Raw genomic sequence first — 24,337 nt, 5'->3', positions numbered from 1 at the left:
TCACGTGGGGTCAATCTTTCAGCGGTGTTTCAGGCGTTCCCAGCGCATCTGCAAGCCGTTGTTGCGCGGACCCAGGGCGCAGGGGTTGCTGCTGTGAAGCGTCGGGAGCCCAGCCAGTAAGGGTTTGTAGCTCAAAGCTAGCTCGGAGCCTGCCCGAAGCTGCGGCAAAGTGCTGCGCATAGAGTTCTTGAGCATGTTGGAACACGGCACGGCGGGTCGGTTTGCGCAAACGGTTGGATAGCGCGTTGGTTTCTCCCATCGCACGCAGGTCATGCATCAGATGCCAGATGTCGCGGTATTCTACCGTGAGAGTAGTGGTATCAGCGACAGGCAGGGCGAATCCTGCCCGTTGCAGAAGCCCCCCCAGATCACGAAGTTCGGGAAGGGGCGCGATGCGCGGGGAGAGCCCGCCTGTTACCGCGATCTCTGCCTCACCCAATGCGCGGCGGAGTTCCTGTAGGGTGTCGCCGCCAAAACTGATTGCGATAAACAAACCGTCGGGGCGCAGGGCGCGACGGCACTGGATTAATTGCCCAACAGGGTCATTCGCCCAATGGAGTCCCATCATATGCGCCACCAGATCATGAGACTGGGGCGAGAGGTTTAGGGTTTCCGCATCTTCGGTAACCATCGCATTTGGGTGTGCCTTGGCCCAGAAATCGGCGAACCCCGTGACTATTGCTGTGTCTTTAAACGGCTTTTTAACCATATCCAGACGATCATGAAGTTCGTCAGCGGCGGCGGCATGTAAAAACATCCCATCCGCTGTGGCGCGGGCGCGGTGTCTTTTCAGGGTGTCGGTGTCTGTCATGGATTTGGTCATAGAAGGTACATAGGCTGGTGAATGCACAACTTCAAACAGCTGTAACGCTGATTTATCCCCCGCGCTGTTTTACATGCGGGGATATGGTCGAAAGTGATTTTGGTCTCTGTGGCCCATGCTGGCGTGATACCAGCTTTCTTGGCGGTGCAGTTTGCGACAGTTGCGGTGTTCAACTCACTTCAGGCGGGCAGGGTGAATTTCATCACTGTGATTCCTGTATGCAGGCGCCCATGCCATGGGTACAGGGGCGTTCGGCCTTGACGTATAGCGCTATGGGGCGCAATCTGGTGCTGTCGTTAAAGCATGGGGACAGGCAAGAAGGGGCAGATTGCTGGTGGGGCGTCCGATCCTTCTGGTGGACGATGTGATGACTTCGGGTGCCACGCTTATGGCCTGTGCACAGGCCTGTCTGGACGCTGGTTCTGGCCCTGTTCGCGTTCTAACCCTAGCAAGAGCGGCCAAAGACGCTTAAATCCTTTTCAACACGTTTTGAAAAGGATCACATTATGAATACCGTTGAAATCTATACATCGCCTTTGTGCGGCTTTTGTCATGCCACCAAACGTCTGTTGAACGAAAAAGGTATTAGCTTTTCCGAAGTGGATGTTTTGGCGAACCCTGACCGCAAGCCAGAAATGATCAAACGCGCCAATGGCGGCCGTACTGTGCCACAAATTTTCATTGGTGATATTCACGTCGGCGGGAATGATGATCTCTATGCGCTGGAACGGGCAGGTAAACTCGACGCGCTGCTGGCAGGATGAAGGGGGCTCTCCTCCAGCTGAACGTTAGCGACGATCCTGCGGCCAATCTGCCAGTCATGCGTGGCATGTTGGCCGATGCAGCCGCGCAGGGTGCTGAATTTATCTGCACGCCGGAAGTGAGCAATTGTATTTCGACCAGCCGAGATCACCAGCGTAGTGTCCTGCACCATGAGGCAGATGACCCTACGTTGGCCGCCTTGCGTGCGGATGCAGCTGCGCTGGGCGTTTGGCTGCTGATCGGATCGCTGGGTTTGAAAACTGATGACGCGGACGGGCGGTTTGCCAATCGGTCTTTCCTGATCGATCCGCAGGGTGAAATCGCCGCGCGGTATGACAAAATTCACATGTTTGATGTTCAGGTATCACCAACTGAAACATGGAAAGAATCCGAAGGCTATAGGCCCGGTGCGCAAGCCGTTTTGGCGCGTACAGCATTCGCCAATATTGGTATGGCCATTTGTTACGATGTGCGTTTTCCGGCGTTGTTTCAGGCATTGGCGGATGCCGGGGCGCATATCCTAACAGTTCCGGCGGCATTTTCGCCTGTGACCGGTGCTGCGCATTGGCATACATTGCTGCGCGCCCGCGCCATTGAGACAGGGTGTTTTGTGATTGCTCCCGCGCAAACAGGCACACACGCCAGCGCCAATCACAAGACACGCGATACCTATGGTCATTCGCTGGTTGTGGCTCCGTGGGGTGAGGTGATTCTAGATGCGGGAACCGAGGCGGGTGTGTACACATTTGATCTGGACCTTGCGCAAATCGACATCGCACGCGGCAAAGTGCCAAGCGTAAGCCACAAACGCCCCTTTGGGTTGCCTGAATGACGGGCGATCCGAATACGTTGGCGATCATGCTGTTCAGTGAAATTCTGGGTACTGACCAGATTTTGCGCAACCGCCTCAGCAAAGTGCTGCCCAAGGGCATGGAGATTTCGCATTTCTCTGTGTTGAATCATCTGGCGTGGCGCGATGGCGAGCGATCTCCTGCGCAATTGGCCGAGACATTTCATGTCACCCGTGGGGCGATGACAAATACGCTGAACAAGTTGGAGTGGGCAGGCTATGTGCATATCCGCCCCGATTGGGACGACGCGCGCCGTAAAATGGTAACGATCAGCCCCGCTGGCCGTTTGGCCCGCGAGACTGCGTTAAGTGCAATCGCCCCGATGATCACGCAAGTGGTTGAGCAATTGGGCGAAGAAAAAGCCCGCGCAGCCCTGCCGATCCTGCGCGAGATCCGTAATCAGCTAGGCTGAAGGTTTGAGGCTGGCGGTGACGTAATTCACGCTCAGGTCTTTGGCCGAGATGCTCCAGCTCCATAAAAGCGGATTAAAGACAAAACCCTTGCGGTCAACGGGGGTCAGGCCTGCTTCTTCTAATAGTTTGTACAGCTCATCAGGGGTGATGAATTTGGACCATTCATGTGTCCCTTTGGGAAGCCAGCGCATAACATGCTCTGCCCCGATGATCGCAACCATATAGGATTTCGGATTGCGGTTAAGTGTCGAGCAAATGTGCAGGCCAGAAGGTTTCAGCAGCTGGCGGCAGGCTGTCAGATAACTGATGGGCGAAGCGACGTGTTCCACCACCTCCATGTTCAGCACTACATCGAATTGCTCACCTGCTTCTGCAAGTGCTTCGGCGGTGGTATGCCGATAATCAATCTCTAGCCCTGATTGGTCCGCGTGGACCTGCGCCACGGGGATATTCCCCGCCGCCGCATCCGCGCCCACCACGGTGGCACCCAGACGGGCCATCGGCTCAGACAGCAGCCCGCCACCGCAACCGATATCGAGGATTCGCAAGCCCTTAAACGGCGCGGGCGTGGTCAGGTCACGGTCAAATTCTCCAGCAATCTGATTGGTGATATAATCCAGTCTGCACGGGTTGAGCATATGCAGCGGTTTGAATTTGCCTTCTGTATCCCACCACTCGGCGGCCATGGCTTCGAATTTTGCGACCTCATCGGGGTCAACTGTGCTCTGATGCGCTTGCATTCTGGCGCTCCTGTATTCAATGTCTGCTCTCGTACTATATAGGTTGGTAATGGATAAGACCCCTGATCAAAAGCGCGCAGTGCAACATCTGTACCCGCCCATTGACCCGTTTGACCGGCGCATGCTGTCTGTCGGGCAGGGGCATCACGTATATGTAGAGCAATGTGGCAATCCTAACGGCATCCCTGTTGTGGTGTTGCATGGGGGGCCTGGGGGCGGGTGTAGCCCGTCGATGCGGCGGTTTTTTGATCCGGCGCGCTACCGTGTGATTCTTTTTGATCAGCGTGGTTGTGGCCGCTCAACACCCTTCGCGAGTGTGACGGATAACACCACATGGCATTTGGTTGCTGATATTGAACTGATTCGCCAGACGCTTGATATTCCGCAGTGGGTTGTGTTCGGCGGCAGTTGGGGGGCGACGCTGTCTCTGATCTATGCACAGACCCACCCTGAGGCGGTGCGCAATATCGTGCTGCGCGGTGTGTTCCTGATGACCCAAGTTGAGCTGGATTGGTTCTATGGCGGCGGCGCTGGTAAATTCTGGCCTGAGGTTTGGGATCGTTTCACCGCCCTTGTCCCTGAAGGCGAGCAGGGCGACTATATCAAGGCGTATCATCGGCGGTTGTTCTCTGACGATGTCGCCTTGCAAACGCGCTATGCGCGGGCATGGGCGGGATGGGAAAATGCGCTCGCGTCGATTGCGTCTACGGGGCATATGGTTGACGGGCCGGGGGAATACGCGCGTGCCTTTGCACGGCTTGAGAACCATTATTTTATCAACCACGGCTTTCTGGATTATGATGGCCAGATATTGGCCCAAATGGACCGAATTGCACATATCCCGGGTGTTATCGTGCAGGGCCGTTACGATATGATTTGCCCACCCGAGAGCGCCTATTCCATTGCCAAAGCATGGCCCAAAGGCGAATTGAAGATGGTCCGCCACGCGGGGCATGCTCTGTCCGAGCCGGGGATCAGCGCAGAGTTGGTCCGCGCGATGGACCGGATCGCGCTCACATGAGCCGTAAGCCGCTTGATAGGCGTGCGCTGTTTGCCAGCGGTGCTGCGGCTGCGTTGCTTGCCGCAGCTGGGGTGAGTGCGGGGCCAATGCCACAACGTGGCGGCAAGCTGCGGCTGGCGGTGTCGGGTGCGGCGCGCAGTGATAGCTGGGTGCAGGGCGATGGGTTGTTCATGCAAGTGGCGCGGCAGGGTTTGGTTTTTGAAACCCTGACCGAAGTCGCCGCCGATGGCACGTTGCGCGGGGAGTTGGCGACAGAGTGGACCAGTTCAAGCGACGCCAAGGTCTGGACATTTGCATTGCGCAATGGCGTGTCGTTCCATGACGGGCGGATTTTCACTGCGGCTGATGTTGTGCATAGCCTTGTTGCGCTGGGCGATGTGCGTGCCTTGGCGAGGGACCGTGTGCAGATCACCTTGGCCGCCCCTGATCCAGCATTGCCCTTTACGCTTAGCGCTGTGGCATATGTGATTCGTTCTGCCGGTGCGCCTGAAACAGGTGTCGGGACCGGGCTATACCGCGTTCACCGCTTTGCTGCGGGGCAGCAGTTGTTGGCGCACCGCGTTGAAAACCACTGGAAAGACGGGCAGGCGGGGTGGTTTGACACTGTCGAGCTTGTCTCGATCCCTTCGGATGTAGTGCGCGCCCAAGCGTTGAGTGAATATCTTGTCGACGCCATCGATATCAGCCAACCACAGGTTTTGGCAGGATTTAAGGATATTGTTGTAGCAGGCGGGCAGGCCGTTTCGCGCAGTGTGGCGATGCCTTCGGCCTTGGGACGTGGTGTATTTGATGATCTACGCGCGCCACAAAGGTGGTGGGGGGCTTGATGTTCTGCTTCTTCAAGCGTATATGATCGTTCAACAGCGGCGCGTACGGGTCCAAACCGAACGTCCATCGAACCTCTGACACGGGCCGCGCGCCCGTTTTTTTGTGCCTAAAGGCAAGTGAACTTATGAACAACGATCTTATCGCCAAAGCAGCCATGGACCGGCGTCTCGCCGAAATCATCACCCCTGTCATCGAAGACTTGGGGTATGAATTGGTGCGTGTACGTTTGATGTCTGGTAAAAATGCGATCTTGCAGGTCATGGCTGACAAGCCTGATGGCGGGATCGAAGTAGATGATTGCGGCCAGATCAGCACCGCAGTTGGTGCCATCTTGGATGTAGAAGACCCGATTGCCGAAGAATACGCGCTTGAGGTGTCATCGCCCGGAATTGACCGTCCGTTGACGCGTCTCAAAGACTTTGCCAATTTTGAAGGCTACGAAGCCAAGATCGAAACCGATGAGCTGATCGGCGGTCGCCGCCGCTTTAAGGGTCAGTTGGCGGGTGTTGAAGGTGACGAAGTGCTGATCAACATCGAAGAAGGCACTGTTGGCCTAAAGTTCGATTGGCTGACAGATGCCAAGCTGGTCCTGACGGACGAGTTGATCAAAGAAATGCTGCGCCAACGCAAAGCGTCCGGTGTGATTGACGAAACCCAATTTGATGATGTCGAGACCGAAGAGTCTGACGAGGGAGAAATCTAATGGCCATTACATCCGCAAACCAGTTGGAGCTGCTGCAAACTGCCGAAGCAGTGGCCCGCGAAAAAATGATCGACCCAGCGTTGGTTATTGACGCGATGGAAGAATCTCTGGCCCGTGCTGCCAAGTCCCGCTATGGCGCGGAAATGGACATTCGTGTGGCGATCGACCGCAAAACAGGCCGCGCGACATTCACCCGCGTTCGTACCGTTGTTGCGGATGATGAGCTGGAAAACTATCAAGCTGAATTTACGGTTGAGCAAGCCAAGCAGTATATGGCTGATCCAGAAATCGGTCAAACCTATGTTGAAGAAGTGCCGCCAGTTGAAATGGGCCGTATCGCGGCACAGTCTGCCAAGCAGGTGATCCTTCAAAAGGTCCGCGAAGCCGAGCGTGACCGCCAGTATGAAGAATTCAAAGATCGCGCAGGCACAATCGTCAACGGTTTGGTCAAACGCGAAGAATACGGCAACGTTATTGTTGATGTGGGCGCTGGCGAAGCGATCCTGCGCCGCAACGAGAAAATCGGCCGCGAATCATACCGCCCGAACGATCGTATCCGCGTTTACATCAAGGATGTCCGTCGCGAGCAGCGCGGCCCACAGATTTTCCTGAGCCGTACAGATCCGCAATTCATGGCTGAATTGTTCAAGATGGAAGTGCCGGAAATCTATGACGGCATCATCGAGATCAAAGCTGTGGCCCGTGATCCGGGCTCGCGCGCTAAGATTGCTGTGATCAGCTATGATAACTCTATCGACCCTGTCGGCGCTTGCGTTGGTATGCGCGGTAGCCGTGTTCAGGCGGTTGTGAACGAACTTCAGGGTGAAAAGATCGACATCATTCCTTGGAATGACGATCAGCCGACTTTCCTTGTGAACGCGTTGCAACCAGCAGAGGTTTCCAAGGTTGTTCTGGATGAGGAAGCCGGCAAGATCGAAGTTGTTGTTCCTGCTGAGCAATTGTCGTTGGCGATTGGCCGTCGCGGTCAAAACGTACGTCTGGCCAGCCAACTGACTGGCCTCGACATTGACATCATGACCGAAGAGCAAGACAGCGCGCGCCGTCAGGCCGAGTTTGAACTGCGCACAAAATTGTTCATGGATAACCTTGATTTGGACGAGTTCTTTGCCCAACTACTGGTATCCGAAGGGTTCACGAACCTAGAAGAAGTCGCCTATGTCGAAGTTGACGAACTGCTGGTGATTGACGGTGTTGACGAAGCGACTGCGGGTGAATTGCAAGCCCGTGCCCGTGATGTTTTGGAAGCACAGAGTAAAGCCGCATTGGATGCCGCACGTGCGTTGGGCGTAGAAGACAGCCTGTTTGAATTTGAGGGCCTTACACCCCAGATGATTGAAGCATTGGCAAAAGACGATGTTAAAACGCTGGAAGATTTCGCAACCTGTGCGGATTGGGAATTGGCGGGTGGCTGGACCACTGTGAACGGTGAACGCGTCAAAGACGAAGGCACATTGGAAGCCTTTGAAATGTCATTGGAAGACGCGCAAAAGCTGATCATGACAGCCCGCGTATTGCTGGGTTGGGTTGATCCCGCTGAACTGGAAGCCGATGTTGAAGAAGACATCGACGCAGACGAGGAGGCCGAGGCCTGATCGCAGGTCTCGGGGGAACCGATATGGGACGCGGTGGCGCATCCAAAGATCGCGAAAGCGGCGCAGAGCGGAAGTGTCTTGCCACAGGTGAGGTGCACCCGAAATATAAAATGATCCGTTTTGTCATAGGGCCGGACGGACAGGTGTTTGCGGATGTGATGGGCAAACTGCCCGGCCGCGGAATGTGGGTGTCAGCAGATCGCGATGCTCTTGAAACTGCACAGAAAAAAGGGCTGTTCTCGCGCTCTGCGAAGCAGCCGTTAAAGGCGCCAGACAATCTGGTTGAAGAAGTAGAAAAACAGTTGGTCCGCCGCGTGGTGGAGTTGATTTCGATGGAACGCAAGGCGGGCAAAGCCGTTGCGGGCTATGAAAAGGTCAAAAGCTGGCTGCAAACGGAAGAGGCGCACGTCTTGATTCAAGCTTCGGATGGATCAGGGCGCGGCAAATCGAAACTGAGTACGCCGCACTATGGACACTATATCGGGTGTTTGACTGCGGATGAATTAGGTTTGGCATTCGGACGCCAAACTGTGATACATGGGGCGCTCGCCTCTGGTGGACTCACTCTACGTGTTGTAGAGGAAGCCCATAGACTAAACGGCGTGCGCAAAAACGAGGCTGGCAACGGCCAGCCGAAAGGATGACGAGCTAGATGAGCGATAGTGACGGCAGAAAAACATTGGGTCTGGGCGGTTCGCGTCCCAGCAACGTAAAGCAGAGCTTTAGCCACGGACGTACAAAAAACGTCGTCGTGGAAACTAAGCGCAAACGCGTTGTGGTACCAAAGCCTGGTGGCCAAAAACCAACCGGTCCGGGTGCGGGCCCTGTAGGCGATCCTTCACGGCGCCCCGCAGGCATCACCGATTCAGAAATGGAACGCCGCCTGAAGGCTGTACAAGCCGCGAAAGCGCGTGAAGTAGAAGAAGCCGCAGCACGCGCTGCGGAAGAAAAAGCACGCGCAGAAGATCGCGAGCGCCGTCGCGCCGAGATGGAAGCGAAAGAGCAAGAAGATCGCGAGCGCGAAGAGAGCCTCAAGGCGAAAGCCGAGGAAGAAGAGCGCGCGAAACGTGCTGCGGAAGCCGCTGCACAGCAAGCTGCTGCACCTGCTCCTTCTGAGCCAGCTCAAGCACGCGCAACGCCGAACAAAGCGCTTCCTGCTGCTACGCCGCGTAAAACCGAGCGTGACCGCGAAGAAACAAACAAAAAGAATCGCCAAGACGACGATCGTCGTTCAGGTAAACTGACAGTAAACCAAGCGCTGCGTGGCGGTGAAGGTGGCCGTCAGCGTTCCATGGCGCAGATGAAGCGTAAGCAAGACCGCGCACGTGCAAAAGCGATGGGCGGTAACGTCGAGCGCGAAAAGATCATTCGTGACGTTCAATTGCCACCAGCAATTGTTGTGTCCGAACTGGCCGCACGTATGGCTGAGAAAACTGGCGCTGTTGTGAAAGCGTTGATGCAATCCGGTCTGATGGTAACGCAAAACGAAACCATCGATGCGGATACAGCGGAACTGATCATCGAAGAATTCGGCCACAAAGTGGTTCGCGTTTCCGATGCTGACGTTGAAGATGTGATCAAAATCGAAGTCGATGACGAAGGCGATCTGCGGTCACGTCCACCTGTGATCACCATCATGGGTCACGTTGACCACGGCAAAACATCCCTTCTGGATGCGATCCGTAACGCCAAGGTTGTTTCCGGCGAAGCGGGTGGCATCACCCAGCATATCGGTGCCTATCAGGTGACTACCGATGGCGGCCAAGTGTTGTCCTTCCTTGATACTCCGGGCCACGCGGCCTTTACCTCCATGCGTTCGCGCGGTGCACAGGTAACGGATATTGTGGTTCTGGTGGTCGCGGCGGATGACGCTGTTATGCCTCAGACAATCGAGGCGATTGCCCACGCGAAAGCGGCTAAAGTGCCGATGATCGTGGCGATCAACAAGATCGACAAACCAGCGGCTGATGCCGACCGTGTCCGCGCTGCTTTGTTGCAGCACGAAGTTATCGTTGAGAAGATGTCTGGCGATGTGCAGGACGTTGAAGTTTCAGCGGTCACTGGCCAAGGTCTGGATGAACTGCTGGAAGCGATTGCATTGCAGTCCGAGATCCTTGAACTGAAAGCAAACCCGAACCGCGCTGCCGTTGGTGCCGTGATCGAGGCACAGCTTGATGTGGGTCGTGGTCCAGTGGCGACGGTTCTGGTGCAAAACGGTACATTGCGTCAGGGTGACATCTTTGTTGTAGGTGAGCAGTACGGTAAGGTTCGTGCGTTGATTGACGACCAAGGCAACCGCGTAAAAGAAGCTGGCCCTTCTGTTCCTGTAGAGGTTCTGGGCTTGAATGGTACGCCAGAAGCGGGTGACGTTCTGAACGTGACATCCACCGAAGCGCAGGCGCGTGAGATTGCGGAATACCGTGCAAACGCCGCTAAAGACAAACGCGCTGCTGCGGGTGCCGCAACGACGTTGGAACAGTTGATGGCAAATGCCAAAGCTGATGAAAACGTTTCTGAACTGCCTATTCTGGTCAAAGCGGATGTGCAGGGTTCTGCCGAAGCGATTGTTCAGGCAATGGAGAAAATCGGTAACGATGAAGTCCGTGTACGGGTTCTTCACTCTGGTGTTGGTGCGATCACTGAAACAGATGTGGGCCTTGCCGAAGCTTCGGGCGCGCCGATCATTGGCTTTAACGTCCGTGCCAACGCCTCTGCGCGTAACACGGCAAACCAGAAGGGTGTCGAGATCCGCTACTACTCGATTATCTACGATCTGGTGGACAACGTAAAAGCGGCGGCTTCCGGCTTGCTCAGTAACGAGATCAAAGAAACCTTCATTGGCTACGCAAGCATCAAAGAAGTGTTCAAGGTCACAGGCATCGGCAAAGTGGCTGGCTGTCTGGTTACCGAAGGGGTGGCGCGCCGCTCTGCTGGTGTACGTCTGCTGCGGGATAACGTTGTTATTCACGAAGGTACGCTTAAGACGCTCAAGCGCTTTAAGGATGAAGTACCAGAAGTACAGTCCGGTCAGGAATGTGGTATGGCCTTCGAAAACTACGAAGACATCCGCCCTGACGATGTGATCGAAATCTTCACCCGTGAAGAAGTGACACGCACGCTGAGCTAATAAGCCAGTTTGAAAAATAGAAAAAGGGACGGTGTTATGCACCGTCCCTTTTTTGTATCTTGATTTGAGAGTAGCTAGTTTTTGGTAATCGGTGTTCCTGAATAAACAGTGTTGTTTACTTTAACAGCGATCCGACCATCCGGAATGGCGTGTACAAATGTGCCTTGAACAGAAACACAACTTCCCAAAGTGATAGTACGTAGCATAATTAATCCTCCCCAGAATTGATGCTGATTCACTCTAGCTCGGATTGTTAACACTTCCAGCACAATCATTCACTTTTGTAATGAAAAGTGAAGTTTTAACGCTCAATCTGGGTCCGCAGTGTTCAGAGCCAGTCACGTAGGATGGAAATCAGTGGAATATCGGCTGCTGGCATTGGATATTCACGCATGGCTTCGGGTTTAACCCACTTCAACACCTGACCTTCCTTTGGGCGCGGTGTGCCGTTCCATTTACGACAGGCAAACAAAGGCATCATCAGGTGAAAATCATCGTAGCTATGGCTGGCAAAGGTCAATGGCGCCAAACACGAGGCCCAAGTATCGATCCCCAGCTCTTCTTCTAATTCTCGAATTAGCGCCGCCTCTGGAGTTTCACCTTGTTCGATCTTCCCTCCGGGGAACTCCCACAGACCCGCCATGGATTTGCCAGGCGGACGCTGTGCCAAAAGCACGCGCCCGTCGACGTCAATCAGTGCAACGGCTGAGACCAGCACCATCTTCATTGATATGCCCCCGAAGAATAGCTCACGAGCGGTAGTCAGCGTTGATATCGATATAACCGTGGGTCAAGTCACAGGTCCAAACGGTAGACGTGCTAGATCCCAGACCAATATCGACGGTGATGACGATATCTTCACCTTTCATATGCGCGGCGGCGGCTTCTTCGGAATAGCTTTCGCTGCGCCAGCCGTTTTTGGCTACTTCGATATCACCAAAGCGAATGCCTAAAAGGTCACGATCGGCGGCCGCACCGGATTTACCGACAGCCATTACAATCCGGCCCCAATTGGCGTCTTCGCCAGCGATGGCTGTTTTCACCAATGGTGAATTTGCGATCGACATGGCATGCAACTTGGCATCCGCATCCGTGGCGGCGCCGATAACGTTAACCTCGACGAACTTGGTCGCACCTTCGCCGTCGCGGACAACTTGGTGGGCAAGGTCTTGCATCACGCTGTGCAGCGCGTCAGAGAATTCAACGCTGTCATCTACTGCGATGCCGCTGGTTCCTGTCGCGGCAACAATTAGGCTGTCGGAGGTCGAGGTATCGCTGTCGACGGTGATCGAGTTGAATGTCTTTTCGTTTTGGGCGCTTACGATGGACTGAAGCTTGTCTTGGGCAATTTTTGCATCTGTAAAGATATAGACCAGCATCGTGGCCATATCTGGCGCAATCATGCCAGAACCCTTTGCGATGCCTGCAATAGAGACTGTTTTTCCGTCAATCAGAACGGTGGCCGAAGCCCCTTTAGGGAAGGTATCGGTGGTCATGATCGCTTGGGCCGCGGCGGCAATGTCATCTGCCTTTGTGTTGGCGGCCAGTGAGCCCAGCACTGCCGTGATTCGCTCATGGGGGAGCGGTTCCCCGATGACGCCCGTTGAGGAGGTAAAGACCCGTCCTTCAGGAACATGGCAGGCGTCGGCAACGGCGGCGGTAATTGCCGCAACCGAAGCCACACCAACTTTGCCAGTAAAGGCGTTGGAGTTCCCTGAATTTACAAGGATCGCCGCGCCCTCCGCAGAAGCGATGCCCATCTTGGCCTGACAATCCAGAACTGGCGCTGAGCGGGTGGAGGAGCGCGTAAACGCTCCTGCCACCACTGTGCCCGGCACCAAGGTTGCCAACATGACATCTGTTCGGCCCTGATACTTTACTCCCGCCGCGGCAGTGGCGAATTTCACGCCACCGATCACGGGAAGGGAAGGAAACGCAGCAGGGGCGAGCGGAGAAACAGCGGAAATCTTTGCCATAGTGATCTTATTCCAGAACTGTGATTTGTTTGATGACAGAGGGTGAAACAGCTTCTGCGCCGCTGCGGTCAATTTGAGCTGCGGCAGTCACTTCTTCGATTTTTGACTGCGCTCGGATTTGGCGAAGTTGCATCTCAAGTTCTTCACGCACATCATCCAAAGCAGGGGCTTCCTGAACACGGGTTTCATTCAACTTGATCACGTGGAAGCCGAATTGTGTTTTGACTGGTGCGGAAACAGCACCGACTTCCATTGCAACGACGGCTGCTTCGAATTCAGGAACCATAGCGCCTTCGCCGAACCAACCCAGTTGGCCACCATTCGGGCCGGAGGGGCCTGTGGATTTTTCTGCAGCAACTTCGGCAAAGTCAGCGCCGCCTTCAAGCTCTGCAATCACAGCCAATGCTTCTTCTTCTGTTTCGACCAGAATGTGGGACGCGTTGAATTCCTGACCTTGCTCGGCGTTGGTGTATTCCTCGTCGTAAGCCGCTTGAACGTCTGCTTCGGCAAGGGGTGAATCCATGATGGCGTTGATGGATTCACCTGCTGTCAGCGAGCGGCGCTCGTTATCGAGCAGGATTTCAATACGTTTTGGAAGATCGCCGCTGAACTGTTGTGCCAGCGCGGTTTGCTGAACCAATTGGTCGAGAATGCCCTGGAACAGTACATCCTCAGGCAGGCCTTGATATTGTTCGGGAAGCGATGCCCAAGCTGCAATCATGTGACCGACGGTGATTTCAGTGTCACCTACAGTTGCGACAACAACTGAGGGATCTGCAACCACGGCAGCGGGCGCAGTTTCGGCTGGTGCAGTTTCGGCCGGTGCAGTTTCTTGGGCCATCGCAGGAAGTGCAAACGCGGCTACAATTGCTAGGGAAGCAAGAAAAGTGAGGGGTTTTTGCATTGAAAGTCCTATCATTCCCGTACTAGCGGGCTGGTTACATTGACACGTTGGCTGGTGGCACTTACATCGCTGATGGGCGCGGCAGGTAGCCATCACTCTGACTTCTATCTATGGATTGGGAGTTTGCGGGGCAAGCAGATCGCGCGAATGATTTTAACATCGGCTGGAGATCGCATGCTGGGACTCGGAACACTCACCAAAAAAGTTTTTGGTTCGCCTAATGGTCGCAAGATCAAAGCCGTCCGCCCGCTGGTTGAAAAGATCAACGCGCTAGAGCCAGAGTTTGAGAAACTCTCGGATGAGGCAATCAAGGATAAAACCGAGGAATTGTCCGCCCGTGCTTTGAAAGGCGAAAGCCTTGATGCATTGCTTCCTGAAGCCTTTGCCAACTGCCGTGAGGGTGCGCGCCGTACTTTGGGACTGCGCGCCTTTGATACCCAGTTGATGGGTGCGATTTTCTTGCATCAAGGCAACGTGGCCGAGCAAAAGACAGGTGAAGGTAAAACCCTAACCGCGACATTTGCGGCTTATCTCAATGCGCTTACTCACAAAGGCGTGCACATTGTTACAGTAAACGAATATCTGGTGAAACGTGATGCGGAATGGATGAGCAAAGTCTTTGCTTCGTTGGGTCTCACGACCGGCTATATCATTCCGAACATGCCCGATGATCTAAAGCGTCATGCCTATGAATGCGATATCACCTACGCTACCAACAATGAACTTGGCTTTGACTATCTTCGCGACAATATGAAAGCCGAGCTGAGCGAGATTTTCCAAAAGCAACATAACTTTGCGATTGTGGATGAGGTTGACAGTATCCTGATTGACGAAGCGCGTACGCCTTTGATTATTTCCGGTCCGTCTGATGACCGTTCAGACATGTATCAGACCATTGATACGATTATCCCGACGCTGCTGCCCGAGCATTATGAACTGGATGAGAAAACCCGCGGTGTGACCTTTACCGACGAGGGTATTGAGTTCCTCGAAGAACAATTGCGCGCCCGTGAGTTGTTGGAAGGTGAAGCGACGCTTTATGATCCTGAAAGCACGTCTTTGGTGCATCACGTAAACCAAGGTTTGCGCGCGCATACCCTGTTTGAAAAAGACAAAGACTATATTGTGCGTGACGGCGACGTTGTTTTGATCGATGAATTTACCGGCCGCATGATGGCTGGTCGTCGTTTGGGGGATGGCCTGCATCAGGCGATTGAAGCCAAAGAAGGTGTGAAAATTCAGCCCGAAAACGTCACATTGGCGTCTGTGACCTTCCAAAACTATTTCCGCCTTTACGATAAGCTCGCAGGGATGACAGGCACGGCCCTGACCGAAGCAGATGAATTTATGGAAATCTACGGGTTGGGTGTTGTCGAAGTACCTACCAACGTGCCTGTGGCGCGTCAGGATGCGGATGATGCCGTCTACCGCACTGTTGCAGAGAAATATGCTGCGTTGATCGAAGACACAAAAGAGGCGCACGCCAAAGGCCAGCCTTGCCTTGTGGGGACAACCTCAATCGAGAAGTCCGAGATGTTGAGTAAGCTGCTGGAAAAAGAAGGCATCAAGCATAGTGTTTTGAACGCCCGCCAGCACGAGCAAGAAGCACAAATTGTCGGCGACGCTGGAAAATTCGGTGCCGTGACTATTGCCACCAACATGGCGGGTCGTGGTACTGACATTCAGTTGGGTGGTAACGTTGAGCTGAAAGTTCTGGATGCATTGGCCGCCGATCCCGAGGCCGATCCAGTTGCTGTTCGCGCCCGTATCGAAGCCGAACACGCTGATGAAAAGAAAAAGGTTCTTGAGGCAGGTGGCCTATACGTTCTGGCCTCCGAGCGTCACGAAAGCCGCCGGATTGATAACCAGTTGCGCGGTCGGTCTGGCCGTCAGGGTGATCCGGGACGTTCTTCGTTCTACCTGTCTCTCGAAGATGACCTGATGCGCATTTTCGGTTCTGACCGATTGGAAAAAGTTCTGACATCGTTGGGCCTGAAAGAGGGCGAAGCGATCATCCACCCTTGGGTGAATAAGTCTCTTGAGCGTGCGCAAGCCAAGGTCGAGGGCCGCAACTTTGACATGCGTAAGCAGTTGTTGAAGTTTGACGACGTGATGAACGAACAACGTAAAGTCATCTTCGGGCAACGCCGTGAAATCATGGAATCACAGGATTTGCATGAAATCACCGAAGATATGCGTCATCAGATGGTCGATGATTTGATTGACCAGTATATGCCGGTCAATACTTATGCAGATCAGTGGGACACACAGGGGTTTTACGCCGCTGTGATTGAGCAGTTGGGCGTTGATGTGCCCGTGATTGCATGGTGTGAAGAAGACGGCGTAGATGATGACATCATTCGTGATCGCTTGATCGAAGCAACAGATAAATTGATGGCCGAAAAGACTGAAAAATTCGGTCCTGAAAATATGCGCAACATCGAAAAGCATTTCTTGTTGCAAACGATTGATGCAAAATGGCGTGAGCACCTTTTGACGCTTGAGCACCTGCGCTCGGTTGTGGGTTTCCGCGGGTATGCGCAACGTGATCCGCTGAACGAATATAAAAACGAATCGTTCCAGTTGTTTGAAAGCATGCTGGACAGCTTGCGTTCAGATGTGACGCAGCGCTTGTCACGCATCGAGCCGCCAAGTGAAGAACAACAGCAACGGCTGATGGAGCAGATGTTGGCACAGCAACGGGCGGCGGACGACGCGGTCGATGATGCCGTGGATCAGGCCGAAGCGGCAGCAGAAGCCATTGACGGGTTCGATGAAAATGACCCTTCTACATGGGGGTCACCCGCAAGGAATGATCTGTGCCCCTGTGGTTCTGGCAAAAAGTTCAAGCACTGCCACGGGCAACTCACCTAAGCATACTTATTAAAATTGTCTTAATATCAGCTCGAGGCCGCCGTATTGTGGCCTCGATTTCAGGTGATTGTGATTCTCGACCCACTTCGTAACAAGGGACCGAGGATATGAAGTACCGTAAAGAAGTTGCCACCACCGCTGGAGCTCTGGCTTGCGCCTTGGCCATCGGCTACGTTATGCAGGGTGGGCAGACCACAACGTCGTCTTCTGACGGTTTTCAGGGCGCGCCTTTGGCGAACGCAGAGGCGGCCATTCTGGACGTTGGTGCCATTACACTGACAGCAGCTAAATTTGACGAGCCTCAGCAGTCAGAGAACGCGCCCTCCGTCGCACCGAAGATTGCGGAGCCCGCAGCAAAAGCTGCAGCCACTGCGAGCACGGATGCAACAGAAACGGCACCTCTGCCCGAGGCAGAAGCGGCGGCAACTTGTGAAATCTCTGCGAAAGCTCGGTCAGTCGCTGCTGCTATGGTAAAGCTGACGCTTGCTGCACCTTGTTTGCCAGCAGAGCGTGTGACGGTGCACCATGCGGGTCTGGTGTTTAGCCAAACTACAGATGCAAACGGCAATCTGAACATTACTGTTCCGGCGCTGGAAAAAGAGGCTGTCTTTATTGTGGCCTTTACCAATGGCGAGGGTGGTGTTGCGCAGACAACCGTAGAGGACATGTCAGATTTTGACCGTGTGGTTTTGCAGTGGAAAGGCGATACTGGCTTCCAGCTTCATGCGCGCGAGTTTGGCGCTGACTATAATAGCGAAGGGCATATTTGGTCGGGCGCTACACGTGATGCAACATTTGGCGTGACAGGGCGCGGGGGCTATCTCACGCGTTTGGGTGATCCTTCGGCAGTGGATGGCCTTGCCGCAGAGGTTTATACCTTTCCCGTCAGCGCTTCGCAAAGCTCTGGTGATGTCGCTGTGAGTGTTGAAACGGAAGTCGCTGAAAATAACTGTGGACTCGAGATTGAAGCGCGGACTTTGCAGACCTTAAGTGGCAAGGATATCACATCTAAAGATTTGACGCTTGCTGTGCCCGAATGTGATGCCTCAGGTAACTTTCTGGTGTTGAATAATCTGTTCGAAGACATGAAGGTTGCGTCTAACTAACGCAATGCTGAGGTCACATGACAAAAGTAATATGTGCGGCGGTTTTCGCCGCACTTTTTCTTTTTGGAACACCCCTGCCCGTCATGGCGCAGGACATCACGCTTACCTCTCGCGATAGCAAGGTAGAGCTGAGTGGGATGCTGCTTGGATTTGATGGCGAGTTCTATCGGGTCGAAACCGATTACGGAGAGCTGACGATCGACAGCTCTGGCGTACTTTGTGAAGGCCCTGCGTGTCCTGATTTGCAGGACTACGTTGCCGAGCTTCAGATATCGGGTGCCCCTAGCTTGGGTGCGGTGGTGATGCCGGCCCTTATCGAGGCATTTTCACAAAAGAATGGGTATCGGGCGGAACGCATCAAAGGCGATAAGCCGGAGAGCTTTGCCTACCTTATCTACCGAATTGATGATGGTAAGCTCGCTGCGCGTTTCCAATTTCGCGTGACGAATACCGATGAAGGTTTCGCCGATCTTCTGGCCGATGAAGCAGACATTGTGATGTCTTTACGCGAAATTCGCCCTGATGAGAGAAGCCGCGCCCGAGAGGCGGGGTTGGGCGATATGACTGGCCTTAACCGAAGCCGGGTTCTAGCCCTTGATGCGATCGTGCCTGTGGTGTCTGGTAGCAATCCGGTGAGGGGTATCTCACCTAACAAGCTGGCGCAGGTGTTGGCAGGACGTATCACCAACTGGAAATCACTTGGCGGACCTGATGTGCCGATCAGTCTGCATCTACCCGCTGAAGGGTCAGGTCTGAGCCAAGCGATTGCGGATCAGTTATTGGTCCCAGATGGGCTGAAAATATTGGCAGATGGTGGCACGCGCCATGCGATGCTGGCAGATCTGGCGCAAGCTGTGGCTGCTGATACATTTGCACTGGGTTTGACCAGTTATGCAGATCGGGGAAACACGCAGGATTTGATGCTTACTGGAAGCTGCGGGTTCTCGATGGAAGCCTCACGTCGCACGATTAAGACAGAAGATTACCCCCTTACGGCGCCGATGTTCCTGTATTTTCCAGCCCGCCGATTACCACAGATTGCACGAGAATTTTTGGCGTTTACCCGTGGCCCCGCTGCGCAGATTGTGATCCGGCGTTCCGGTTTTGTGGATCAAACACCAGAAGAGATTGAGGTTGAGCATCAAGGCAACCGCTTTGCGAATGCAATTGCGAATGCGGGCACCGAGGTCAGCCTAGGTGAGTTGCAACGTATGACCGCGACATTGACGCCCATGTCACGCCTAAGTACGTCTTTCCGCTTTGAGGCGGGGTCCATTCGTCTTGATGCGCAATCTCGCTCAAATGTGCAGCAGTTGGCACGGGCGTTGGAAGTGGGCCAGTACGATGCGCGGCGCTTGCTGTTTGTGGGCTTTAGCGATGGGAACGGCGCTGCCGACGCGAACAGAGACATTGCGCTGCGGCGTGCTGATGCGGTTTTGCGTGCGGTGAAAGAAGCTGCGGTAGCGGGTAATCTGGAGCGTGTCGAGCTGGGGGTTGATGCGTTTGGTGAAGCGATGCCGATGGCCTGTGACGAAAGCACATGGGGCCAACGGGCCAACCGTCGTGTAGAAATTTGGGTGCAATAACCTACAGATAGCCTTCGGAACGAAAACTAAGTTCTTGGCATTTCCCAATGATAAGATGATCATGCAAAGTTAAATCCAATGCTTTACAGGCGGCATTGACGCGGTTGGTCATCTCGATGTCAGAGGGGGAAGGTGTCGGGTCGCCCGACGGGTGATTATGGACCAGTATGATGGCAGAGGCATTTAGTTCTAAAGCGCGCTTTGCGACCTCTCTGGGGTAAACGGGGACGTGATCAACCGTGCCTTTGGCCTGTTCTTCATCAGCGATAAGCACATTTTTACGGTCCAGATAGAGCACGCGAAACTGTTCGGTTTCTCGGTGTGCCATCGTGGTATGGCAATAGTCCAATAGGGCATCCCAGCTGGATAAAACCGGTTGTTGCATGATGCGGGATCGCGCCATGCGGTGGGCTGCTGCCTCAACGATTTTCAATTCAAGGATCACAGCGTCGCCTACGCCAGAAACCTCGCGCAGACGGGTTTCTGGGGCGGCGATGACACGATTAAAATCACCAAAATGCCCCATCAATGCATGTGCCAGCGGTTTGACATCCCGTCGCGGAATGGCGCGGAACAGAACCAATTCTAACAGTTCATATTCGGGCAGCGCGGCTGCTCCACCACTCATGAAACGGGCGCGTAAACGTTGACGGTGATCCGTGATGTAAGAGGGCTGCTTGCCGCTGACAGCCACTGTGGGCTGTGCATCGTCTAGCAGGAATGGGAGTGACTGTTCGTTGAATGCGTTCATAGCGAGAGCGTGCAACGGGATTGGTTAGATTCTGGTTAACGATAGGCCAAAGCCAACGTGTGCAAGCTGTACACCATGTGTACACCGACGCGGCACCGGCTTTGCACAGGTAAAGGAGACGCAGTTCAACATAGTTGATGCGAATCGTTGGGGGCATGGAAGTGAATTTTGCGGTGAAAGGAAAAGGAGCCGGCGGGCCCGTTAAAGCCCGCCGGTTATTTTCGGTTTCAGCCTTTCATCGAATCCCAGAAGGATTTGACGGAGGAAAAGAAGCTGCTGCCTTCGGGATTATTCTCTTCAGAAAGTTCCTCGAATTCGCGCAGCAGTTCCTTTTGGCGGCTGGTCAGGTTCACTGGGGTTTCAACCGCCAGTTCGATGATCATATCGCCAGTTGTACCGCCGCGCAGATGGGGCATGCCTTTGCCGCGCAGGCGCATTTGACGCCCGGATTGACTGCCTGCCGGAACCGATACACGGCCACGGCCCCCATCAATTGTGGGGACTTCGATACTGCCGCCTAGGGCGGCGTTGCCCATGGTTACGGGAACGCGGCAGAACAGGTTTGGCCCGTCCCTCTCGAACAACTCGTGTTCTTTCACCTCAATGAAGATGTATAGATCGCCGGAAGGACCGCCGCGCATACCTGCTTCGCCTTCGCCTGCAAGGCGGATGCGCGTGCCCGTTTCAACACCAGCGGGGATGTTAACGGAAAGCGAGCGGTCTTTTTCCACACGTCCTGCACCACGGCAGGTTTTACATGGGTTTTTAATAATCTGACCCATGCCAGAGCAGGTAGGACAGCTGCGTTCAACGGTGAAGAAACCTTGTTGCGCGCGTACTTTACCCATGCCCGAACAGGTTGGGCAGGTGGTTGGCTCTGCGCCACCTTCGGCACCGGACCCACTACATGATCCACAACTGACCGATGTTGGCACGTTGATCGACTTCTGCATGCCAGCGAAAGCTTCTTCGAGAGAAATCCGCAGGTTGTAGCGCAGATCAGAGCCGCGTGCAGCGCGTCGACCGCCGCCTTGCTGGCCACGTCCGCCCATGAAGTCACCAAACAGGTCGTCAAAGACATCGGAGAAGGCAGAAGAGAAGTCACCTTGTCCGCCGCCCATGCCGCCGCCAGGACGTCCACCGCCGCCCATTCCGCCTTCGAATGCTGCATGACCATAACGGTCATAAGCAGCTTTCTTTTCTGCGTCTTTGAGAACTTCGTAGGCCTCATTGGCCTCTTTGAATAGGCCTTCGGCCTCGGGACGGTCTTTGTTGCGGTCTGGGTGCAGTTCTTTCGCTTTTACACGATAGCCCTTTTTGATCTCGTCGGCAGACGCGCCTTTGGCGACGCCGAGAATCTCGTAATAGTCACGTTTTGCCATAAGAATTACCTCTTTCTGGAACGTGAAGGGCCGGCCCGTCTGATCGGACCGGCCCTGTCATGGTTCCAAACTGCGAATTTATCCGCGTTTGTCGTTGTCGAGGTCTTCGAAGTCTGCGTCGACGATATCATCATCGCCTGCCCCATTCGGAGCTTCGTCAGCGGCGGCTGCCATGTCATCTTCGTTCGCGTCTTGCGCGTTTTTGTAGATGGCTTCACCCAGCTTCATAGAAGCTTCGGTGACGTTCTGGATGCCGGATTTGATTTTGTCGGCATTTTCTGTTTCCAGATCGTCTTTCAGGGCGGCAATTGCCAATTCGATCGCTTCGACGGTTGTCGGATCAACCTTGTCAGAGTGCTCTTCCACAGCTTTTTCTGTCGAGTGGATGAGGCTCTCGGCTTGGTTTTTCGCTTCGATCAGCGAGCGGCGTTCTTTATCCGCATCGGCGTTGTCAGCAGCGTCTTGAACCATTTTCTCGATGTCGGCATCGGACAGACCACCAGAAGCTTGGATGGTGATTTTCTGTTCTTTGCCTGTGCCTTTGTCCATCGCGCCGACGGATACGATACCGTTTGCATCGATGTCGAAGGTCACTTCGATCTGTGGCATGCCGCGTGGGGCAGGCGGGATCGATTCGAGGTTGAAAGCACCCAGAATTTTGTTGTCCGCAGCCATTTCGCGCTCACCTTGGAAACAGCGGATGGTTACGGCGTTCTGGTTGTCTTCCGCAGTCGAGAAGACTTGGCTCTTCTTCGTTGGGATGGTTGTGTTGCGGTCGATCAAACGTGTGAACACACCGCCGAGGGTTTCGATACCCAAGGACAGAGGTGTCACATCCAGCAGAACCACGTCTTTTACGTCGCCTTGCAGAACACCGGCCTGAATGGCCGCGCCCAGCGCAACAACTTCGTCAGGGTTCACACCTTTGTGTGGCTCTTTGCCAAAGAACTTGGTCACTTCTTCGATCACGCGCGGCATGCGGGTCATACCGCCAACCAGAACAACTTCGTCGATGTCCGCAGCCGTCAGGCCCGCATCCTTGAGCGCGGCGGCACAAGGTTTCATCGAGGATTTGATCAGATCACCAACAAGCGTTTCCAGCTTGGCGCGGGTCATTTTCATAACCATGTGCAGCGGCTGGCCGTTTGCGCCCATCGAGATGAACGGTTGGTTGATCTCGGTTTGTGAGGAAGACGACAGTTCGATTTTGGCTTTTTCAGCAGCTTCTTTCAGACGCTGAAGGGCCATTTTATCTTGTGTCAGGTCAACGTTGTGCTCTTTTTTGAACTCACCCGCGAGGTAGTTCACGATGCGCATGTCAAAGTCTTCACCGCCGAGGAATGTATCGCCGTTGGTGGATTTTACTTCGAACAGGCCATCGTCGATTTCGAGGATGGTTACGTCAAATGTACCGCCACCAAGGTCATAGACCGCGATGGTTTGTGTGTTTTCTTTGTCCAGACCGTAGGCCAAAGCGGCCGCAGTTGGTTCGTTGATGATACGCAGCACTTCGAGACCGGCAATTTTGCCTGCGTCTTTGGTGGCCTGACGCTGTGCGTCGTTGAAGTAAGCAGGCACGGTGATAACCGCCTGTGTCACTTCTTCGCCGAGATACGACTCAGCTGTTTCTTTCATCTTGCCGAGGATGAATGCAGAGATTTGTGAAGGGGAGTATTTCTCACCTTTGGCTTGCACCCATGCGTCGCCATTGCCGCCATCAATCACGTTGAAGGGCAGGTTCTTTTTGTCTTTGGCCAGATCCGCATCGTCGTTGCGACGGCCGATGAGACGTTTAACACCAAAGATAGTGTTTTCAGGGTTGGTGACGGCCTGACGTTTTGCCGGCTGGCCTACAAGGCGCTCGTCATCTGTAAATGCAACGATAGATGGCGTAGTACGCGCACCTTCCGCGTTTTCAATAACGCGGGGCTGGCTGCCGTCCATGATTGCGATACAGGAGTTTGTTGTTCCAAGGTCAATACCAATTACTTTGGCCATATTTTCGATCCCTCATTTAGCTCAAGGCGATTACACGAGGCGAAGGCCCTTTATGGCACCTTGCCCCGATCCGGTTGATGCTGGAAACAGGGCGTTTCCAGCAGTTCGATGGGTATATAGTGAGGGGGTTGCGGTGCTGCAACCTTGGCGTACACCAAGATGGCATGAATCAGGCATAAATCCTGAAAATTGATCGAAAACAGGGGACGAGCGGTGAAATTTTCGGTGAAAGGGTTCGAAATCCATTCCGAGTATCTGGATGTCGCGGCGCAACGGACAGTTTTGGCGGCTGTGCGGGGTGTTGTTGCGCAGGTGCCGTTCTTTCGCCCCGAGATGCCGAATGGCAAGCCGATGTTGGTACGGATGACGGCGGCGGGTCAATATGGCTGGATTTCGGATAAAGACGGCTATCGTTATGCGGAGCGTCATCCATCGGGCAAAACGTGGCCTGCGATTCCCGCTGATGTGTTGGATATTTGGCAGAGTTTGACGGGGTTGGAGCGGCAGCCGGAGTGTTGTTTGGTCAACTATTATGGGGCCGAGGCCAAGATGGGCCTACACCAAGACCGTGACGAGGCGGATATGCAGTGGCCTGTGGTGTCAATATCGCTGGGGGATGAGGGACTGTTTCGCATGGGTAATGTCACACGTGGCGGCAAGACCGAGAGTATGTGGCTGAAATCCGGGGATGTGGTGGTGATGGGTGGCGAAGCGCGGCGTGCTTATCACGGAGTGGATAGGATCAGGGCGGGGTCGTCCAAGCTGCTGCCGAAAGGCGGGCGGCTGAATTTGACGCTGCGCGTGGTGCAGTGAATGTTGACTGAATGACCACAGGTTTGTGGTGTGATTTCAAGTGTCTGGCGTAGTAGTTGCGCCTTG

The 24,337-nt window shown here is 54.3% G+C and carries 21 protein-coding genes and 1 pseudogene; 14 read left to right on the top strand and 8 right to left on the bottom strand.

Annotated features, from left to right (window positions below; all coding sequences use genetic code 11):
* Positions 1 to 10: 10 nt before the first annotated feature.
* Entirely contained in the window at positions 11 to 811 is an 801-nt protein-coding gene (locus GGR95_RS08555; protein ID WP_246423335.1) for a methyltransferase domain-containing protein, read from the bottom strand.
* A 95-nt stretch (positions 812 to 906) separates the two neighbouring features.
* Between GGR95_RS08555 and GGR95_RS08550 the strand changes: the two are divergent.
* The 4 genes and pseudogenes from GGR95_RS08550 to GGR95_RS08535 all read left to right on the top strand — a co-directional run bounded on the left by GGR95_RS08550 (position 907) and on the right by GGR95_RS08535 (position 2,848).
* Positions 907 to 1,295 (top strand): annotated as a pseudogene (locus tag GGR95_RS08550) (ComFC family protein).
* A gap of 34 nt (positions 1,296 to 1,329) precedes the next feature.
* The gene (grxC, locus tag GGR95_RS08545; RefSeq protein ID WP_184564811.1) at positions 1,330 to 1,587 is read left to right on the top strand and encodes a glutaredoxin 3; all 258 of its coding nucleotides are present in this window, start codon (positions 1,330 to 1,332) and stop codon (positions 1,585 to 1,587) included.
* Positions 1,584 to 2,417: a carbon-nitrogen hydrolase family protein gene (locus tag GGR95_RS08540; RefSeq protein ID WP_184564809.1), complete on the top strand. Its 834-nt coding sequence runs from the start codon at positions 1,584 to 1,586 to the stop codon at positions 2,415 to 2,417. The genes grxC and GGR95_RS08540 overlap by 4 nt, the downstream gene beginning before the upstream one ends.
* Complete coding sequence (locus GGR95_RS08535; protein WP_184564807.1) at positions 2,414 to 2,848, top strand: MarR family winged helix-turn-helix transcriptional regulator; 435 nt, start codon at positions 2,414 to 2,416, stop codon at positions 2,846 to 2,848. The genes GGR95_RS08540 and GGR95_RS08535 overlap by 4 nt, the downstream gene beginning before the upstream one ends.
* Here GGR95_RS08535 and ubiG read toward each other — a convergent pair.
* Positions 2,840 to 3,589 (bottom strand): bifunctional 2-polyprenyl-6-hydroxyphenol methylase/3-demethylubiquinol 3-O-methyltransferase UbiG, encoded by a 750-nt coding sequence (gene ubiG, locus GGR95_RS08530; RefSeq protein WP_184564805.1) that lies wholly within the window; start codon positions 3,587 to 3,589, stop codon positions 2,840 to 2,842. The genes GGR95_RS08535 and ubiG overlap by 9 nt on opposite strands.
* Positions 3,590 to 3,638: 49 nt before the next feature.
* On the opposite strand from ubiG, the gene pip reads away from it, so the two are divergent.
* From pip to infB, 6 genes are all read left to right on the top strand, one after another.
* Positions 3,639 to 4,610, top strand: a complete 972-nt coding sequence (pip, locus tag GGR95_RS08525; RefSeq protein WP_184564803.1) for a prolyl aminopeptidase — start codon at positions 3,639 to 3,641, stop codon at positions 4,608 to 4,610.
* Positions 4,607 to 5,437, top strand: coding sequence for an ABC transporter substrate-binding protein (locus tag GGR95_RS08520; protein WP_184564801.1), 831 nt, complete (start codon positions 4,607 to 4,609; stop codon positions 5,435 to 5,437). Before pip ends, GGR95_RS08520 begins: the two co-directional genes overlap by 4 nt.
* Positions 5,438 to 5,562: 125 nt before the next feature.
* Positions 5,563 to 6,141: a ribosome maturation factor RimP gene (rimP, locus tag GGR95_RS08515; RefSeq protein ID WP_184564799.1), complete on the top strand. Its 579-nt coding sequence runs from the start codon at positions 5,563 to 5,565 to the stop codon at positions 6,139 to 6,141.
* A complete protein-coding gene (gene nusA / locus GGR95_RS08510) occupies positions 6,141 to 7,754 on the top strand; it encodes a transcription termination factor NusA (RefSeq protein WP_184564797.1) in 1,614 nt (537 codons plus the stop codon). The genes rimP and nusA overlap by 1 nt, the downstream gene beginning before the upstream one ends.
* Before the next feature lie 23 nt (positions 7,755 to 7,777).
* Positions 7,778 to 8,398 (top strand): RNA-binding protein, encoded by a 621-nt coding sequence (locus GGR95_RS08505; RefSeq protein ID WP_184564795.1) that lies wholly within the window; start codon positions 7,778 to 7,780, stop codon positions 8,396 to 8,398.
* An 8-nt stretch (positions 8,399 to 8,406) separates the two neighbouring features.
* Positions 8,407 to 10,881, top strand: a complete 2,475-nt coding sequence (infB, locus tag GGR95_RS08500) for a translation initiation factor IF-2 (RefSeq protein ID WP_184564793.1) — start codon at positions 8,407 to 8,409, stop codon at positions 10,879 to 10,881.
* Between the two features lie 328 nt (positions 10,882 to 11,209).
* On the opposite strand, the gene GGR95_RS08495 is transcribed toward infB, so the two are convergent.
* The 3 genes from GGR95_RS08495 to GGR95_RS08485 are packed head-to-tail and all read right to left on the bottom strand — an operon-like array spanning position 11,210 to position 13,761.
* A complete protein-coding gene (locus tag GGR95_RS08495) occupies positions 11,210 to 11,608 on the bottom strand; it encodes a (deoxy)nucleoside triphosphate pyrophosphohydrolase (RefSeq protein WP_184564791.1) in 399 nt (132 codons plus the stop codon).
* Between the two features lie 22 nt (positions 11,609 to 11,630).
* A complete protein-coding gene (argJ, locus tag GGR95_RS08490; RefSeq protein WP_184564789.1) occupies positions 11,631 to 12,857 on the bottom strand; it encodes a bifunctional glutamate N-acetyltransferase/amino-acid acetyltransferase ArgJ in 1,227 nt (408 codons plus the stop codon).
* 7 nt (positions 12,858 to 12,864) lie between these two features.
* The gene (locus GGR95_RS08485) at positions 12,865 to 13,761 is read right to left on the bottom strand and encodes a peptidylprolyl isomerase (RefSeq protein WP_184564787.1); all 897 of its coding nucleotides are present in this window, start codon (positions 13,759 to 13,761) and stop codon (positions 12,865 to 12,867) included.
* A 174-nt stretch (positions 13,762 to 13,935) separates the two neighbouring features.
* Here GGR95_RS08485 and secA point away from each other — a divergent pair, with 174 nt between their 5' ends.
* The 3 genes from secA (at position 13,936) to GGR95_RS08470 (ending at position 19,327) form a co-directional block, all read left to right on the top strand.
* Complete coding sequence (gene secA, locus GGR95_RS08480) at positions 13,936 to 16,635, top strand: preprotein translocase subunit SecA (protein ID WP_184564785.1); 2,700 nt, start codon at positions 13,936 to 13,938, stop codon at positions 16,633 to 16,635.
* A gap of 107 nt (positions 16,636 to 16,742) precedes the next feature.
* A complete protein-coding gene (locus GGR95_RS08475; protein ID WP_184564783.1) occupies positions 16,743 to 17,741 on the top strand; it encodes a hypothetical protein in 999 nt (332 codons plus the stop codon).
* A 17-nt stretch (positions 17,742 to 17,758) separates the two neighbouring features.
* Positions 17,759 to 19,327, top strand: a complete 1,569-nt coding sequence (locus GGR95_RS08470; protein ID WP_184564781.1) for a phosphate ABC transporter substrate-binding/OmpA family protein — start codon at positions 17,759 to 17,761, stop codon at positions 19,325 to 19,327.
* Between the two features lies 1 nt (position 19,328).
* Here GGR95_RS08470 and radC read toward each other — a convergent pair whose 3' ends face one another.
* From radC to dnaK, 3 genes are all read right to left on the bottom strand, one after another.
* The gene (gene radC / locus GGR95_RS08465) at positions 19,329 to 20,078 is read right to left on the bottom strand and encodes a RadC family protein (protein WP_184564779.1); all 750 of its coding nucleotides are present in this window, start codon (positions 20,076 to 20,078) and stop codon (positions 19,329 to 19,331) included.
* A gap of 227 nt (positions 20,079 to 20,305) precedes the next feature.
* A complete protein-coding gene (dnaJ, locus tag GGR95_RS08460) occupies positions 20,306 to 21,460 on the bottom strand; it encodes a molecular chaperone DnaJ (protein WP_184564777.1) in 1,155 nt (384 codons plus the stop codon).
* A gap of 78 nt (positions 21,461 to 21,538) precedes the next feature.
* Entirely contained in the window at positions 21,539 to 23,458 is a 1,920-nt protein-coding gene (gene dnaK / locus GGR95_RS08455; protein ID WP_184564775.1) for a molecular chaperone DnaK, read from the bottom strand.
* A 255-nt stretch (positions 23,459 to 23,713) separates the two neighbouring features.
* Here dnaK and GGR95_RS08450 point away from each other — a divergent pair, with 255 nt between their 5' ends.
* Positions 23,714 to 24,271: an alpha-ketoglutarate-dependent dioxygenase AlkB gene (locus tag GGR95_RS08450; RefSeq protein WP_246423340.1), complete on the top strand. Its 558-nt coding sequence runs from the start codon at positions 23,714 to 23,716 to the stop codon at positions 24,269 to 24,271.
* The last annotated feature ends 66 nt before the right edge of the window (positions 24,272 to 24,337 follow it).

Source organism: Sulfitobacter undariae, from assembly GCF_014196805.1.
Lineage (GTDB): Bacteria > Pseudomonadota > Alphaproteobacteria > Rhodobacterales > Rhodobacteraceae > Sulfitobacter > Sulfitobacter undariae.
This window is presented reverse-complemented; position numbering and strand designations above follow the sequence as displayed.